26 protein-coding genes are annotated in these 14,416 nt (G+C 69.0%); all 26 read right to left on the bottom strand.

Annotated elements, in window-relative coordinates; all coding sequences use genetic code 11:
* Positions 1-5 precede the first annotated feature (5 nt).
* Positions 6-542 carry a 50S ribosomal protein L17 gene (gene rplQ, locus ACFCZN_RS13785; RefSeq protein WP_430547440.1) on the bottom strand — a complete coding sequence of 179 codons (537 nt, stop codon included), beginning with the start codon at positions 540-542 and terminating at the stop codon, positions 6-8.
* Positions 543-618: 76 nt separating this feature from the next.
* Positions 619-1,635 carry a DNA-directed RNA polymerase subunit alpha gene (locus ACFCZN_RS13780; protein WP_429727860.1) on the bottom strand — a complete coding sequence of 339 codons (1,017 nt, stop codon included), beginning with the start codon at positions 1,633-1,635 and terminating at the stop codon, positions 619-621.
* 160 nt (positions 1,636-1,795) lie between these two features.
* Positions 1,796-2,200 carry a 30S ribosomal protein S11 gene (rpsK, locus tag ACFCZN_RS13775; protein ID WP_380321664.1) on the bottom strand — a complete coding sequence of 135 codons (405 nt, stop codon included), beginning with the start codon at positions 2,198-2,200 and terminating at the stop codon, positions 1,796-1,798.
* A gap of 74 nt (positions 2,201-2,274) precedes the next feature.
* Complete coding sequence (gene rpsM / locus ACFCZN_RS13770) at positions 2,275-2,649, bottom strand: 30S ribosomal protein S13 (protein WP_380321661.1); 375 nt, start codon at positions 2,647-2,649, stop codon at positions 2,275-2,277.
* A gap of 196 nt (positions 2,650-2,845) precedes the next feature.
* On the bottom strand, positions 2,846-2,959 hold the full coding sequence (gene rpmJ, locus ACFCZN_RS13765) for a 50S ribosomal protein L36 (protein ID WP_009740505.1): 114 nt from the start codon (positions 2,957-2,959) through the stop codon (positions 2,846-2,848).
* Positions 2,960-3,030: 71 nt separating this feature from the next.
* Positions 3,031-3,252 carry a translation initiation factor IF-1 gene (gene infA / locus ACFCZN_RS13760; RefSeq protein ID WP_012867920.1) on the bottom strand — a complete coding sequence of 74 codons (222 nt, stop codon included), beginning with the start codon at positions 3,250-3,252 and terminating at the stop codon, positions 3,031-3,033.
* Positions 3,253-3,509: 257 nt separating this feature from the next.
* The gene (gene map, locus ACFCZN_RS13755) at positions 3,510-4,394 is read right to left on the bottom strand and encodes a type I methionyl aminopeptidase (protein ID WP_430557122.1); all 885 of its coding nucleotides are present in this window, start codon (positions 4,392-4,394) and stop codon (positions 3,510-3,512) included.
* A gap of 13 nt (positions 4,395-4,407) precedes the next feature.
* Positions 4,408-4,965 (bottom strand): adenylate kinase, encoded by a 558-nt coding sequence (locus ACFCZN_RS13750; protein ID WP_429765192.1) that lies wholly within the window; start codon positions 4,963-4,965, stop codon positions 4,408-4,410.
* Positions 4,966-5,066: 101 nt separating this feature from the next.
* Entirely contained in the window at positions 5,067-6,365 is a 1,299-nt protein-coding gene (gene secY, locus ACFCZN_RS13745; protein ID WP_429764750.1) for a preprotein translocase subunit SecY, read from the bottom strand.
* Between the two features lie 304 nt (positions 6,366-6,669).
* Complete coding sequence (rplO, locus tag ACFCZN_RS13740; RefSeq protein WP_429764752.1) at positions 6,670-7,137, bottom strand: 50S ribosomal protein L15; 468 nt, start codon at positions 7,135-7,137, stop codon at positions 6,670-6,672.
* Positions 7,138-7,139: 2 nt separating this feature from the next.
* Entirely contained in the window at positions 7,140-7,322 is a 183-nt protein-coding gene (gene rpmD / locus ACFCZN_RS13735; protein ID WP_079573239.1) for a 50S ribosomal protein L30, read from the bottom strand.
* Positions 7,322-7,993, bottom strand: coding sequence for a 30S ribosomal protein S5 (rpsE, locus tag ACFCZN_RS13730; RefSeq protein ID WP_380244182.1), 672 nt, complete (start codon positions 7,991-7,993; stop codon positions 7,322-7,324). Before rpsE ends, rpmD begins: the two co-directional genes overlap by 1 nt.
* 43 nt (positions 7,994-8,036) lie before the next feature.
* Positions 8,037-8,408 carry a 50S ribosomal protein L18 gene (gene rplR, locus ACFCZN_RS13725; protein ID WP_429764754.1) on the bottom strand — a complete coding sequence of 124 codons (372 nt, stop codon included), beginning with the start codon at positions 8,406-8,408 and terminating at the stop codon, positions 8,037-8,039.
* The gene (rplF, locus tag ACFCZN_RS13720) at positions 8,408-8,944 is read right to left on the bottom strand and encodes a 50S ribosomal protein L6 (protein ID WP_429764756.1); all 537 of its coding nucleotides are present in this window, start codon (positions 8,942-8,944) and stop codon (positions 8,408-8,410) included. The genes rplR and rplF overlap by 1 nt, the downstream gene beginning before the upstream one ends.
* A 20-nt stretch (positions 8,945-8,964) precedes the next feature.
* Positions 8,965-9,363: a 30S ribosomal protein S8 gene (rpsH, locus tag ACFCZN_RS13715; protein WP_429764758.1), complete on the bottom strand. Its 399-nt coding sequence runs from the start codon at positions 9,361-9,363 to the stop codon at positions 8,965-8,967.
* Positions 9,364-9,436: 73 nt separating this feature from the next.
* Entirely contained in the window at positions 9,437-9,622 is a 186-nt protein-coding gene (locus ACFCZN_RS13710; RefSeq protein ID WP_013837851.1) for a type Z 30S ribosomal protein S14, read from the bottom strand.
* A 1-nt stretch (position 9,623) separates the two neighbouring features.
* Positions 9,624-10,196, bottom strand: coding sequence for a 50S ribosomal protein L5 (gene rplE / locus ACFCZN_RS13705; RefSeq protein WP_429727852.1), 573 nt, complete (start codon positions 10,194-10,196; stop codon positions 9,624-9,626).
* Positions 10,196-10,537 carry a 50S ribosomal protein L24 gene (gene rplX / locus ACFCZN_RS13700; protein ID WP_429764760.1) on the bottom strand — a complete coding sequence of 114 codons (342 nt, stop codon included), beginning with the start codon at positions 10,535-10,537 and terminating at the stop codon, positions 10,196-10,198. Before rplX ends, rplE begins: the two co-directional genes overlap by 1 nt.
* Before the next feature lie 2 nt (positions 10,538-10,539).
* Entirely contained in the window at positions 10,540-10,908 is a 369-nt protein-coding gene (rplN, locus tag ACFCZN_RS13695; protein ID WP_079572436.1) for a 50S ribosomal protein L14, read from the bottom strand.
* A 145-nt stretch (positions 10,909-11,053) separates the two neighbouring features.
* Entirely contained in the window at positions 11,054-11,344 is a 291-nt protein-coding gene (rpsQ, locus tag ACFCZN_RS13690) for a 30S ribosomal protein S17 (protein ID WP_429764762.1), read from the bottom strand.
* A gap of 7 nt (positions 11,345-11,351) precedes the next feature.
* A complete protein-coding gene (rpmC, locus tag ACFCZN_RS13685; RefSeq protein WP_079572432.1) occupies positions 11,352-11,591 on the bottom strand; it encodes a 50S ribosomal protein L29 in 240 nt (79 codons plus the stop codon).
* Complete coding sequence (gene rplP, locus ACFCZN_RS13680) at positions 11,591-12,010, bottom strand: 50S ribosomal protein L16 (RefSeq protein ID WP_429727849.1); 420 nt, start codon at positions 12,008-12,010, stop codon at positions 11,591-11,593. The genes rpmC and rplP overlap by 1 nt, the downstream gene beginning before the upstream one ends.
* A gap of 3 nt (positions 12,011-12,013) precedes the next feature.
* Complete coding sequence (rpsC, locus tag ACFCZN_RS13675; RefSeq protein WP_430547437.1) at positions 12,014-12,847, bottom strand: 30S ribosomal protein S3; 834 nt, start codon at positions 12,845-12,847, stop codon at positions 12,014-12,016.
* Positions 12,847-13,215, bottom strand: a complete 369-nt coding sequence (gene rplV / locus ACFCZN_RS13670) for a 50S ribosomal protein L22 (protein WP_079572426.1) — start codon at positions 13,213-13,215, stop codon at positions 12,847-12,849. Before rplV ends, rpsC begins: the two co-directional genes overlap by 1 nt.
* A gap of 58 nt (positions 13,216-13,273) precedes the next feature.
* A complete protein-coding gene (gene rpsS / locus ACFCZN_RS13665) occupies positions 13,274-13,555 on the bottom strand; it encodes a 30S ribosomal protein S19 (RefSeq protein ID WP_075829208.1) in 282 nt (93 codons plus the stop codon).
* Positions 13,556-13,570: 15 nt separating this feature from the next.
* Entirely contained in the window at positions 13,571-14,407 is an 837-nt protein-coding gene (rplB, locus tag ACFCZN_RS13660) for a 50S ribosomal protein L2 (RefSeq protein ID WP_429764765.1), read from the bottom strand.
* Between the last annotated feature and the right edge of the window lie 9 nt (positions 14,408-14,416).

Raw genomic sequence — 14,416 nt, 5'->3', positions numbered from 1 at the left:
GGAGGTCAGGCCTCCTTCGTCTCCTCGGCCTTCTCGTCAGCCTTGTCCTCGGCGGGCGCCTCGGCCGGAGCCTCGGTGGCCTCCTCGACGGCGGCCTCGTCCTTGGCGGGCTTCTCGTCCTCGACCTTGGCAGCCTTCTCGGCGGCCTTCGTGGCCTCCTTGACGACGGCCTGCTTCGGGCTCACCGGCTCGGTGACGAGCTCGATGACCGCCATGGGGGCGTTGTCGCCCTTGCGGTTGCCGATCTTGGTGATGCGCGTGTAGCCACCGTTGCGCTCGGCCATGGCCGGGGCGATCTCGGTGAACAGCGTGTGCACCACGGACTTGTCGCGGACGACGGTCAGCACCCGGCGACGGGCGTGCAGGTCGCCGCGCTTCGCGAAGGTGATGAGGCGCTCGGCCAGGGGGCGCAGGCGCTTCGCCTTCGTCTCCGTGGTCGTGATGCGGCCGTGCTCGAAGAGCGACGTCGACAGGTTCGCGAGGATCAGTCGCTCGTGAGCCGGGCTGCCACCGAGCCGCGGACCCTTGGTGGGGGTAGGCATTTCTGGTTCTCCTTGAGGGTGGTTCCGCACCGCGCGGCCCGGTCAGGTCGAGCGGGCTGCTGCGGGCGCGGAGACGTCAGTACGACTGCTCGTCCGAATACGTGGCCTCGTCGTCCCCGCCGCTGAAGTACGCGGAGCTGGACGGGTCGAAGTCGAGGGGCGAGTCCTTCAGCGAGAGGCCCAGCTCGGCGAGCTTCTCCTTGACCTCGTTGATGGACTTCGCGCCGAAGTTCCGGATGTCGAGCAGGTCGGCCTCGCTGCGAGCCACGAGCTCACCCACCTGGTGGATGCCCTCGCGCTTGAGGCAGTTGTACGAGCGGATCGTGAGGTTGAGCTCCTCGATCGGCAGCGCCAGGTCCGCGGCCAGCGCGGAGTCCGTCGGCGACGGGCCGATCTCGATGCCCTCGGCCTCGACGTTCAGCTCACGGGCGAGACCGAACAGCTCGACGAGCGTCTTGCCGGCCGAGGCGAGCGCGTCGCGGGGGGCGATCGCGGCCTTCGTCTCGACGTCGACGATCAGCTTGTCGAAGTCCGTGCGCTGCTCGACACGCGTGGCCTCGACCTTGTAGGTGACCTTGAGGACCGGCGAGTAGATCGAGTCGACGGGGATCCGACCGATCTCGGCCTCGTCGTTCTTGTTCTGCGCCGCGGACACGTAGCCACGACCGCGCTCGACGGTGAGCTCGATCTCGAGCTTGCCCTTGTCGTTGAGCGTGGCGACGTGCAGGTCCGGGTTGTGCACCTCGACGCCCGCCGGCGGCACGATGTCCGCGGCGGTGACCACGCCCGCACCCGTCTTGCGCAGGTACATCACGACGGGCTCGTCGTTCTCCGAGGAGACGACGAGGTTCTTGATGTTGAGGATGATCTCGGTGACGTCCTCCTTCACACCCGGCACGGTGGAGAACTCGTGGAGCACTCCGTCGATGCGGATGGAGGTGACGGCCGCGCCCGGGATGGACGACAGGAGGGTCCGGCGCAGGGAGTTGCCGAGCGTGTAGCCGAAGCCAGGCTCGAGCGGCTCGATGGAGAAGCGCGAACGGTACTCCGAGATGACCTCTTCGGTCAGGGAGGGGCGCTGTGCGATCAGCACGGTCAGGTCCTTTCAGTGTGCGTCCGCCATATGACGCATCACGGATCCGCGAGTACTCGCGGCCCCGGGTGGGACTCGGTCCACCCGCCCGGGCAGGCTGCGGCGTCGTACGAGCCCGGGGCCGATCCCTCGGCCCCGGGGCCCGACGACGTCGGGAGGGTCAGACGCGGCGGCGCTTCGGGGGACGGCAGCCGTTGTGCGCCTGGGGCGTCACGTCCTGGATCGAGCCGACCTCGAGGCCGGTCGCCTGCAGGGAGCGGATCGCGGTCTCACGACCGGAACCCGGGCCCTTGACGAAGACGTCGACCTTCTTGACACCGTGCTCCTGGGCGCGGCGGGCGGCCGACTCGGCGGCGAGCTGCGCGGCGTACGGCGTGGACTTGCGGGAGCCCTTGAAGCCGACGTGGCCGGCGGACGCCCACGAGATCACGGCGCCCGACGGGTCGGTGATCGAGACGATCGTGTTGTTGAAGGTGCTCTTGATGTGCGCCTGGCCGAGCGGGACGTTCTTCTTGTCCTTGCGGCGCGGCTTGCGCGCGGCCGTGGCACGAGTCTTGGGAGGCATGTGTTCTCTGATCTCCTGGTCTGATCGGACCGGGGCGGTTCAGCTCGGGGAGCCGACCGCACCACGGACTGCTATCAGCGGGCCTTCTTCTTGCCCGCCACGGTGCGCTTCGGACCCTTGCGGGTACGCGCGTTGGTCTTGGTGCGCTGACCGCGCACCGGGAGGCCGCGGCGGTGACGCAGGCCCTGGTAGGTGCCGATCTCGACCTTGCGGCGGATGTCGGCGGCGACCTCGCGGCGCAGGTCGCCCTCGAGCTGGAAGTTGCCCTCCAGGTAGTCGCGGAGCGCGACGAGCTGGTCGTCGCCGAGGTCCTTGACCCGCAGGTCCGGGTTGATCCCGGTAGCGGCCAGCGTCTGCTGGGCGCGGGTACGGCCGACGCCGTAGATGTAGGTGAGCGCAACCTCGAGCCGCTTCTCGCGGGGGAGGTCGACGCCGATCAGACGTGCCATGTGCCTTCCGGCTCCTGTACTTCTTCCAGAGGTCTGCCGCACCGCCCTCCCGCGAAGACCGCGGGCCCCGGCCCCTGGACCGGAGGTTCCCCTCGACCGCCCCGTGAGGAGCCCCGCTCCCGAGAGAGCGGCGTCGAGGTTCGTGGTGGTGCGCTGTGTCCGACGGCGAGCGCGTGCCGTCAGCAGGTGGCTGCGATCAGCCCTGGCGCTGCTTGTGGCGCAGGTTCTCGCAGATCACCATGACGCGACCGTGCCGGCGGATCACCTTGCACTTGTCGCAGATCTTCTTGACGCTCGGCTTGACCTTCATCAGTGGTTCCTCCGCCGCCGTACGCACGCCGGCGGGTGCCGGCGCCACGACGGCGCTCGATGGGGTGGTGGTTACTTGTAGCGGTAGACGATCCGACCGCGGGACAGGTCGTACGGGCTGAGCTCGACCACGACGCGGTCCTCCGGGAGGATCCGGATGTAGTGCTGACGCATCTTGCCCGAGATGTGCGCGAGGACCTTGTGGCCGTTCGCCAGCTCCACACGGAACATCGCGTTCGGCAGGGCCTCGACCACGCTGCCCTCGATCTCGATGACGCCGTCCTTCTTTGCCATGTCCTCCGCTAACTCTCGTCTGTCCCCGGGCGCCCGTCAGCAACGTGACGGAGGTCCGGATGTCGTGCGTGCCGCCTGCTCACCCTCGTCCCGACCGGTCGACGTGACGTCGAGCCGGTGCTGGTCTGCAGCGCCACCAACTCGCGCCTGCATCTCGAGGAACTGCCGAACGGACTACACCCGACAGACCATCGTACTCCATGGTTCCAGCAGCTGCGAACGTGGGTGGACGGTCGTCGGTCACACGCCTTCGTCGGTCACGCGTCGAGGGGCACGGGCACGACCTCGAACGGGGCGAGCCCCGCACGCCCGCCGTCGGCGGCCGTCAGCACGCTGATGCCGTCGTCGAGGAGGGCGACGCTGTGCTCCCAGTGCGCGGCGCGGGAGCCGTCCTGCGTCACGACCGTCCAGTCGTCCGCGAGGACCCGGGTCGCCCCGCTCCCCCGCGTGACCATCGGCTCGATGGCGAGGCACATGCCGGGGCGGAGCCGAGGACCACGGTCCGAGGTGCGGAAGTTCACGACGTCGGGCGGCTGGTGCATCGCCGTGCCGATGCCGTGACCGACGTAGTCCTCGACGATCCCGTAATCGACGCCGGAGACGCCCCCGGCGAGCTCGACGGCCGCCTCGACGGCCGTCCCGACGTCGCCGAGCCGCCTGCCACCCGCCAGCGCCGCGATCCCCGCCCACATGGCCGTCCGCGTGGCGCGGACGAGGTCGAGGTCCGCCGCGTCGACGCCGTCGACCGCCGTCGCGCCCTCGACGTCCAGCGCGCCGTCCGGGCCCAGCACGAAGCTGATCGCGGAGTCGCCGTGCCAGCCGTCCACGATCGCGCCGCAGTCGATCGACACGACGTCACCGACCTCGAGCACGCGGGTGCCGGGGATGCCGTGGATGACCTCCTCGGAGACGGAGACGCAGATCGTCGCGGGGTAGCCCTCGTAGCCGAGGAACGACGGCGTCGCTCCCGCGTCCGCGATGACCCGCGCCGCGACCGCGTCGAGGTCCGCCGTCGTGAGGCCCGGGCGGGCCGCCGCGCGCACCGCGTCGAGCGTCGACGCGACGACCAGGCCGGCGCGCCGCATGACGCGCACCTGGTCCGGCGTCTTGAGCTCGATGCGCTCGCGCGAACCGAAGATCATGGCGTGGCGAGCCTCAGCCGAGCTCGGCGGCCAGCGCCTGGACGATGCGCTCGGTGACCTCGGAGACGTCGCCGATGCCGTCCACCTTCGCGAGGATGCCCCGCTCGGAGTACGCGGCGGTCAGCGGCGCGGTCTGCTCGTCGTAGATGTCGAGCCGGCGCGCGATCGCCTCCGGGGTGTCGTCCTCGCGGCCCTCGATCTCGGCGCGCTTGGCGATCCGCGACAGGAGCTCGTCCCGCGCGGCCGTGAGCTCGATGACGCCGTCCAGCTCCCAGCCGAGGTCGGCCAGGATGCCGTCGAGCGCCTCGACCTGGTGCGCGTTGCGCGGGTAGCCGTCGAGCAGGAACCCGGCCTTCACGTCGTCCTCGCCGAGGCGCGAGCGCACCATCTGGTCGGTGACCTCGTCCGGGACGAGCTCGCCCTTGGCGCTGTACTCCTGCGCGAGCTTGCCGAGCTCCGTGCCGCCCTTGATGTTGGCGCGGAAGATGTCGCCCGTCGAGATGGCGGGGATGCTGAACAGCTCGGCGAGGCGCGCGGCCTGCGTGCCCTTGCCCGCCCCCTGCGGCCCCATGATCACCAGGCGCGTCACCCGCGCCTCGGCGCTGGGGGCACCGTGGAGCTCGCGGCGGGTGGTCGGCGTGGCAGCGGCGGGGCCGCCTTCGTTCGTCTCGGTCAACGGAGGAACCCTTCGTAATGACGCTGCTGGAGCTGGGAGTCGATCTGCTTCACGGTCTCGAGCCCGACGCCCACGATGATGAGGATCGACGTGCCGCCGAACGGGATGTTCGTGGTGACTCCCAGCACCACGAGCACGATCGTGGGGATGAGCGCCACGATCGCCAGGTAGATCGAGCCCGCGGAGGTGATGCGGGTGATCACGTAGTCGAGGTACTCGGCCGTGGGCCGGCCGGCGCGGATGCCCGGGATGAAGCCGCCGTACTTCTTCATGTTGTCCGCGACCTCGTCCGGGTTGAACGTGATCGACGTGTAGAAGAACGCGAAGAAGATGACCATCAGCACGTACAGCACGATGTACAGCGGGTCGGACTGCTGGACCAGGTTCTCCGAGATCCAGAGCACCCAGCCCGCGGTCGGCTCGCCGAACTGGGCGATCAGCCCGGGGATGGCGAGGATCGACGCCGCGAAGATGACCGGGATGACGCCGGCCATGTTGATCTTGATCGGGATGTAGGTGCTGGTGCCGCCGTACATGCGGCGTCCCACCATGCGCTTCGCGTACTGCACCGGGATGCGGCGCTGCGACTGCTCGACGAAGACGACCAGCCCGACGACGAGCACGATGACGAGGATCATCACGATGAAGTTCAGGGGGCCGTTCGAGCCGCCGGCGATCGACCAGAGCGCCGACGGGAAGCTCGCGGCGATCGACGTGAAGATCAGCAGGGACATGCCGTTGCCGACGCCGCGCTCGGTGATCATCTCGCCGAGCCACATGACCAGGCCGGTACCGGCCGTCATGGTGATGACCATCAGCGTGGCCGTCACGAAGCTGTCGTCCGTGATCACGTCGACGGGGCAGCCCTGGAAGAGCATCCCGGTGCGGGCGGTCGTGATGATCGTCGTCGACTGCAGGATCGCGAGGGCGATCGTCAGGTAGCGCGTGTACTGCGTCAGCTTCGCCTGGCCCGACTGGCCCTCCTTGTGCAGGGCCTCGAACCGAGGGATGACCACGCGCAGCAGCTGCACGATGATGCTCGCGGTGATGTACGGCATGATGCCGAGCGCGAAGATCGACAGCTGGAGCAGGGCACCGCCGCTGAAGACGTTGACGAGACCGAGCAGCGAGGTGCTGCCCTCGAGGGCCGCGACGCACTGTTGCACGTTGCCGTAGTCGACGCCGGGTGTGGGCACGAGCGACCCCACCCGGAAGAGCGCCATGATCGCGATCGTGAACAGCAGCTTGCGCCGCAGGTCCGGTGTCCGGAAAGCCCGGCCGAATGCGCTGAGCACCTATCCTCCTGGCCCGCCGCGGCGGGTTGTCGTGTCGCCGGGGACCGGCGAGGTGTGGCGCGAGCTCCCGACACCGCGGCCGTTGGGCCACGCCGCCGTCACGCCGACTCGGTCAAGGTCCGACCGGGGAGACCCCGGCCTCGCCGTCACCCGGATCAGGTGCGTGGCGCGGACCGTGACGGATTCTACGTGCCCCGGACCAGTGAGCCAGACCACACGCCGTCGCGGAGGGCTGGCCTGCCGGAGCACGCCGGGAGCACACAGGGCCGGCAGCGCGTGTGCGCCGCCGGCCCTGTTGCGGATGTCAGTCCTCGGAGACCGTGCCGCCGGCCGCCAGGATCTTGTCCTTGGCGGAGCCGGAGACGCGGTCGACCGTGACGTCCAGCTTGACGGTGATCTCGCCGTTGCCGAGCACCTTCACCGGCTGACCCTTGCGGACCGCGCCCTTGGCGACGAGGCCCTCGACGGTGACGGAGCCACCCTCGGGGTACAGCGCGGCGAGCTTGTCCAGGTTGACGACCTGGTACTCGACGCGGAACGGGTTCTTGAACCCGCGCAGCTTCGGGAGGCGCATGTGCAGAGGCATCTGCCCACCCTCGAAGCCGGCGGGAACCTGGTAGCGAGCCTTCGTACCCTTGGTACCGCGACCCGCCGTCTTGCCCTTCGACGCCTCACCACGACCCACGCGGGTCTTGGCGGTCTTGGCGCCGGGGGCCGGACGCAGGTGGTGGACCTTGAGCGGCTGACCCGCCTTCTCGGTGTTGTCCGCCATGATCACTCGACCTCCTCGACGGTGACGAGGTGCGCCACCGTGGTGACCATGCCACGGATCTCCGGACGGTCCTCCTTCACGGCGGTGTCGCCGATCCGCTTGAGGCCGAGGGTCCGCAGCGTGTCACGCTGGTTCTGCTTGCCGCCGATGGCGGACTTGACCTGGGTGACCTTCAGTCGAGGCATCACGCACCCACCTTCTCGTCAGCCTTGGCCGCCTTCTCGGCGAGCCCGGCGGCCTGCGCACGCAGGAGCGCGGCCGGGGCCACGTCCTCGAGCGGCAGACCACGGCGGGCGGCCACGGCAGCCGGCTCCTCGAGGCCCTTGAGGGCCGCGACGGTGGCGTGCACGATGTTGATCGAGTTGGACGAGCCGAGCGACTTGCTCAGCACGTCGTGGATGCCGGCGCACTCCAGCACGGCGCGCACCGGACCACCGGCGATCACACCGGTACCCGGCGAGGCCGGACGCAGGAACACGACGCCGGCGGCCTCCTCACCCTGGACGGGGTGCGGGATGGTGCCCTGGATGCGCGGGACGCGGAAGAAGTTCTTCTTCGCCTCCTCGACACCCTTGGCGATCGCCGCGGGCACCTCCTTGGCCTTGCCGTAGCCGACACCGACGGTGCCGTCGCCGTCGCCCACCACGACCAGCGCGGTGAAGCTGAAGCGGCGACCACCCTTGACGACCTTCGAGACGCGGTTGATCGTCACCACGCGCTCGACGAAGGCGTTCTTGTCGGCGGCGTCGCGGCCACCGCCACGGCGGTCGTCGCGGCGACCGCCGCCGCGGCGGCCGTCGTTCTTGTTGGACTCGTTGGCGCCCTGGGGGGCGCCGGTGCGCTGCCCTGCAGCCATCAGAGGATCCTCATCTTCCGTGCGAAATCGCGGACGTCGGCCATCACAGCTCCAGCCCCGCTTCCCGGGCGCCGTCGGCGACCGCAGCCACCCGACCGTGGTACTTGTTGCCACCGCGGTCGAAGACCACGGTCTCGACGCCGGCGGCCTTGGCACGCGCGGCGACGAGCTCGCCGACCTTGCGGGCCTTCGCCGTCTTGTCGCCGTCGAGGGCGCGCAGGTCGGCCTCGAGGGTCGAGGCCGAGGCGACGGTCTTGCCGACCGTGTCGTCGACGATCTGCGCCACCATGTGGCGCGAGGAGCGGGTCACGACGAGGCGCGGACGCGCCGCGGTGCCCTTGATCTTCTTGCGCAGGCGCAGGTGACGGCGCTGACGAGCGACGGCCTTGCCCTTGCCCAGAACCTTGAGAGCCATCACTTACCAGCCTTTCCGACCTTGCGGCGGACGACCTCGCCGGCGTAGCGCACGCCCTTGCCCTTGTAAGGCTCGGGCTTGCGGATCTTGCGGATGTTCGCTGCGACCTCGCCGACCTGCTGCTTGTCGATGCCCGCGACCGAGAACTTGGTCGGGCTCTCCACCGCGAAGGTGATGCCCTCGGGCGCGGTCACGGTGACCGGGTGCGAGAAGCCGAGAGCGAACTCCAGGCTCTGCCCCTTGGCCGCGACGCGGTACCCGGTACCGACGATCTCGAGCTTCTTCTCGTAGCCCTGGGTCACACCGGTGACGATGTTGGCCAGGAGGGTGCGGGTGAGGCCGTGCAGCGCACGGGACTCACGCTCGTCGTCCGGGCGCGACACCACGAGGGAGCCGTCGTCCTGGGCGACCGTGATGGGGGCGGGCACCGCGTGCTCCAGGGTCCCCTTGGGGCCCTTGATGGTCACGAGCGCACCGCTGATGGTGACGTCCACGCCGGCCGGGACCGGAACGGGGAGCTTGCCGATTCGAGACATGGCGATATCTCCTTTCCGGATTACCAGACGTAGGCGAGGACTTCGCCGCCGACGCCCTTGGCCTGGGCCTGGCGGTCGGTCAGCAGGCCGGAGGACGTGGACAGGATCGCCACGCCGAGGCCGCCGAGGACCTGGGGCAGGTTGGTGGACTTCGCGTAGACGCGGAGGCCGGGCTTCGACACGCGGCGGACGCCGGTGAGGGCGCGCTCGCGGCTCGGGCCGTACTTGAGGGTCAGGGTGAGGGACTTGCCGACCTTCGCGTCCTCGACGCTCCAGCCGGTGATGTACCCCTGCGCCTGCAGGATCTCCGCGATGTTCGACTTCAGCTTCGAGTGCGGCATGGTGACCGTCTCGTGGTGCGCCGAGTTCGCGTTACGCAGACGCGTGAGCATGTCTGCGATGGGGTCTGTCATGGTCATTGGGCTCCAGCCCTTCCTCGCCGGGGTATCCAGTCAGTGCGTGCGCACCGCCCGGACCTGCGGCGTAGTGGTTTTACCAGCTGCTCTTGGTGACGCCGGGGAGCTCGCCACGGTGGGCCATCTCCCGCAGGCAGATCCGGCACAGGCCGAACTTGCGGTAGACCGAGTGCGGACGGCCGCAGCGCTGGCACCGGGTGTAGGCGCGGACGGCGAACTTCGGCTTGGCGTTCGCCTTGTTGATCAGGGCCTTCTTCGCCATGTCAGTTCTCCTTGAAGGGGAAGCCGAGACGGCGCAGCAGGGAGCGGCCCTCGTCATCGGTCGTCGCCGTGGTCACGACCGTGATGTCCATGCCGCGGACGCGGTCGATCTTGTCCTGGTCGATCTCGTGGAACATCGACTGCTCCGTGAGACCGAAGGTGTAGTTGCCGTGCCCGTCGAACTGCTTCGGGCTCAGCCCGCGGAAGTCGCGGATACGGGGCAGCGCGATCGACAGCAGCCGGTCGAGGAACTCCCACATCCGGTCGCCGCGCAGCGTGACGTGCGCACCGATCGGCATGCCCTCGCGCAGCTTGAACTGCGCGATGGACTTCTTGGCCCGGGTCACCTGGGGCTTCTGCCCCGTGATCGCCGTGAGGTCGCGGATCGCGCCCTCGATGAGCTTGGAGTCCTTGGCGGCGTCACCGACACCCATGTTGACGACGATCTTGGTCAGACCGGCGACCTGCTGGATGTTCTGGTGGCCGAACTCCTCGCGCAGCGCCGCGATGATCTCCTCGCGGTACTTCTGCTTGAGGCGCGGGGTGGCCGGGGCCTCGAGAGTGGTCTCGGTCATCAGATGTCCTTCCCGGAACGCTTGGCGACGCGCACGCGGACGGTGCGGGTACGGCCGTCGCGCTCGACCTGCTCGGTACGGAACCCGACGCGCGTGCCCTTCTTGGTCTCCGGGTCGACGACCATCACGTTCGAGACGTGGATCGGCGCCTCGACGGTCTCGATGCCACCCGTGCGGGTGCCGCGAGCCGTCTGGCCGGCCTTGACGTGCTTGGTGACACGCTGCACGCCCTCGACCACGATGCGGTCGGAGTCCTTGAGGACCTCGAGCACGCGGCCCGTCTTGCCCTTGTCGCGACCGGCGATGACGATCACCTGGTCGCCCTTCTTGATCTTCGCCATGGTCAGAGCACCTCCGGCGCCAGCGAGATGATCTTCATGAACCGCTTGTCGCGCAGCTCGCGCCCGACCGGGCCGAAGATGCGGGTGCCACGGGGCTCACCGTCGTTCTTGAGGATCACGGCGGCGTTCTCGTCGAACTTGATGTAGGAACCGTCGGGACGACGGCGCTCCTTGGCGGTCCGGACGATGACGGCCTTGACCACGTCGCCCTTCTTCACGTTGCCGCCGGGGATCGCGTCCTTGACGGTGGCGACGATCGTGTCGCCGATACCGGCGTAGCGACGGCCGGATCCACCGAGAACACGGATGCAGAGGATCTCCTTGGCACCCGTGTTGTCGGCGACCCGAAGTCGCGACTCCTGCTGGATCATCGATTGATCTCCTGTCGTCGAGCCGGTTCTCGTCCCAGGCTGTCCCGGGCGAGCCTTGCCGAACGGATAGTTGCTGTGGTGGCCGGGGCGGGCCGCATACGTGTGTCACGGCCTGCCCCGGCCGAAGGTCAGAAGACCTTCTGGATCACTTGGCCTTCTCGAGGATCTCCGTCAGGCGCCACCGCTTGGTCGCGGACAGCGGACGGGTCTCCATGATCTCGACCAGGTCGCCGATACCGGCGGAGTTCTGCTCGTCGTGCGCCTTCACCTTGGTGGTGGTGCGCAGGACCTTGCCGTACAGGGGGTGCTTCTTGCGGTCCTCGACCTCGACGACGATGGTCTTCTCCATCTTGTCGCTGACGACGTAGCCACGACGGACCTTGCGCGTGCTGCGCTCGGTCGTCTCAGCGGCCACCGCGTTGGTGTTCTCGCTCATCGATGCCTCACTCACTCACGCTCGGGGCCGTGCGGATACCGAGCTCGCGCTCGTGCAGGACCGTGTAGATCCGCGCGATGTCGCGCTTGACGGCCTTGATCCGACCGTGGGACTCCAGCTGGCCGGTGGCCGACTGGAAACGGAGGTTGAAGAGCTCCTCCTTGGCCTTCTTCAGCTCGGCGACCAGCTTCTCGTCGTCGAACCCGTCGAGGTCAGCGGGGGCCATGCCCTTGGTTCCGACTGCCATCAGTTCGCACCACCCTCGCGCACCACGAAACGGCACTTCATCGGGAGCTTGTGGATCGCGCGGCGCATGGCCTCACGGGCCAGCTCCTCGTCGACACCGGCCAGCTCGAAGACGATGCGGCCGGGCTTGACGTTGGCGACCCACCACTCGGGCGAGCCCTTGCCGGAACCCATGCGGGTCTCGGCGGGCTTCTTGGTCAGGGGACGGTCCGGGTAGATGTTGATCCAGACCTTGCCGCCACGCTTGATGTGGCGGGTCATCGCGATACGAGCAGCCTCGATCTGGCGGTTGGTGACGTAGGCGGGCTCGAGAGCCTGGATGCCGTAGTCGCCGAACGCGATCGTGGTGCCACCCTTGGCCGCGCCGGAGCGCTTCGGGTGGTGCTGCTTGCGGTGCTTGAGCCTGCGGGGGATCAGCATGACTCAGGCCTCCGTTCCGGACTCGGGGGCCGCAGCCTGCTCCGGCGCCGGGGCCGCGTCGGACGCGGGGGCGCTCTCGGCGGCCGGCTGGGCCTGACGCTCGGGGCGACGACCGCCACCACGGCGCTCCCCACGCTCCGGACGACCACCACGACCCCCGCGGGGGGCGGCAGTCGCCTGCTGCGCGGCGAACTCCTTCTCGGTCATGTCGCCCTTGTAGATCCACACCTTCACGCCGATACGGCCGAAGGTGGTGCGGGCCTCGAAGAAGCCGTAGTCGATGTTCGCGCGCAGCGTGTGCAGCGGCACACGACCCTCGCGGTAGAACTCCGAACGGCTCATCTCGGCGCCGCCGAGACGACCCGAGACCTGCACACGGATGCCCTTGGCACCGGCGCGCTGCGCGGACTGGATGCCCTTGCGCATGGCGCGGCGGAACGAGACGCGGCTCGCGAGCTGCTCGGCGATGCCCTGCGCGACCAGCTGCGCGTCGATCTCCGCGTTCTTGACCTCGAGGATGTTGAGCTGGACCTGCTTGCCCGTGAGCTTCTCGAGCTCGCCGCGGATGCGGTCGGCCTCGGCACCCCGGCGACCGATGACGATGCCCGGACGCGCCGTGTGGATGTCCACGCGGACGCGGTCGCGGGTGCGCTCGACCTCGACCTTGGAGATGCCGGCCCGCTCGAGACCGGTGCTCATGAGCTTGCGGATCGCCACGTCCTCGCGGACGTAGTCGCGGTACCGCTGACCAGGCTTGGTGCTGTCGGCGAACCAGCGCGACCGGTGGTCGGTGGTGATGCCGAGGCGGTACCCGTGCGGGTGAACCTTCTGCCCCACTATCGGGCCCCTTCCTTCTGCTCACGCGGTGCGACGACCACGGTGATGTGGCTGGTGCGCTTGAGGATCTGGCTCGCACGCCCCTGCGCCCGCGGACGGAACCGCTTGAGCGTCGGCCCCTCGTCGACGAACGCCGCCGAGACGAAGAGCTCCGTCTCGTCGAAACGCTCGCTGGCGCGGTCGGCCTTCACCCGGGCGTTCGCGACGGCGCTCTCCACAACCTTGCGGATCGGCTCGCTCGCCGCCTGCGGCGCGAACTTCAGCACCGCGACGGCCTCGGCGGCCTGCTTGCCACGGATGAGGTCCACGACGCGCCGGGCCTTCTGGGGCGTGACACGGACGAACCGCGCCTGCGCCTTGGCTTCCATTGCTGTCCTGCTTCCTTTTCTCAGACCGTCGGGGCCTGTCGTCCGGCTGACCCGGGGGTCAGCGGCGACGGCCCTTCTTGTCGTCCTTCACGTGGCCGCGGAAGGTTCGCGTGGGAGCGAACTCGCCGAGCTTGTGGCCGACCATCGCCTCGGTGACGAAGACCGGGGTGTGCTTCCGGCCGTCGTGCACGGCGAAGGTGTGACCGAGGAAGTCGGGCGTGATGACCGACCGACGGGACCAGGTCTTGATGACGTTCTTGGTCCCCTTCTCGTTCTGAGCGTCCACCTTCTTCTGCAGGTGGTCGTCGACGAAGGGGCCCTTCTTCAGGCTACGAGGCATCTGTCAGGCTCCTTTTCAGCGCTTCTTGCCGGTGCGGCGACGGCGGACGATCAGCTTGTCGCTCGGCTTGTTCGGGCGGCGGGTCCGGCCCTCGGGCTGGCCCCACGGGCTGACCGGGTGGCGACCACCGGAGGTCTTGCCCTCACCACCACCGTGCGGGTGGTCGACCGGGTTCATGACGACGCCACGGACGGTCGGGCGGACGCCCTTCCACCGCTTGCGGCCGGCCTTGCCCCAGTTGATGTTCGACTGCTCGGCGTTGCCCACCTCGCCGACCGTGGCGCGGCAGCGCAGGTCGACGTTGCGGATCTCGCCGGACGGCATGCGCAGCTGCGCGTACGGGCCGTCCTTCGCGACGAGCTGCACGGAGGCACCCGCGGAGCGGGCGATCTTCGCGCCGCCACCGGGGCGGAGCTCGACGGCGTGGATGACCGTACCGGTCGGGATGTTGCGCAGCGGCAGGTTGTTGCCGGGCTTGATGTCGGCGCCGGCACCGGCCTCGACGACGTCGCCCTGCGACAGCTTGTTCGGCGCCACGATGTAGCGCTTCGTGCCGTCCGCGTAGTGCAGGAGCGCGATCCGAGCCGTGCGGTTCGGGTCGTACTCGATGTGCGCGACCTTGGCGGGCACGCCGTCCTTGTCGTGGCGACGGAAGTCGATCACGCGGTAGGCACGCTTGTGGCCACCGCCCTTGTGACGGGTCGTGATGCGACCGGAGTTGTTGCGCCCACCCGTCTTGGACAGCGGACGGACCAGAGACTTCTCCGGCTGCGAGCGCGTGATCTCGACGAAGTCGGCGACGCTGGAGCCGCGGCGTCCGGGCGTCGTCGGCTTGTACTTACGGATTCCCATGGGTTAGTC

Source organism: Isoptericola sp. NPDC056134, assembly GCF_042264825.1.
Taxonomy (GTDB): Bacteria; Actinomycetota; Actinomycetes; order Actinomycetales; family Cellulomonadaceae; genus Isoptericola; species Isoptericola nanjingensis.
Note: the sequence above shows the minus strand (reverse complement) of the source record. Positions and strands in the feature narration are given on the sequence as shown.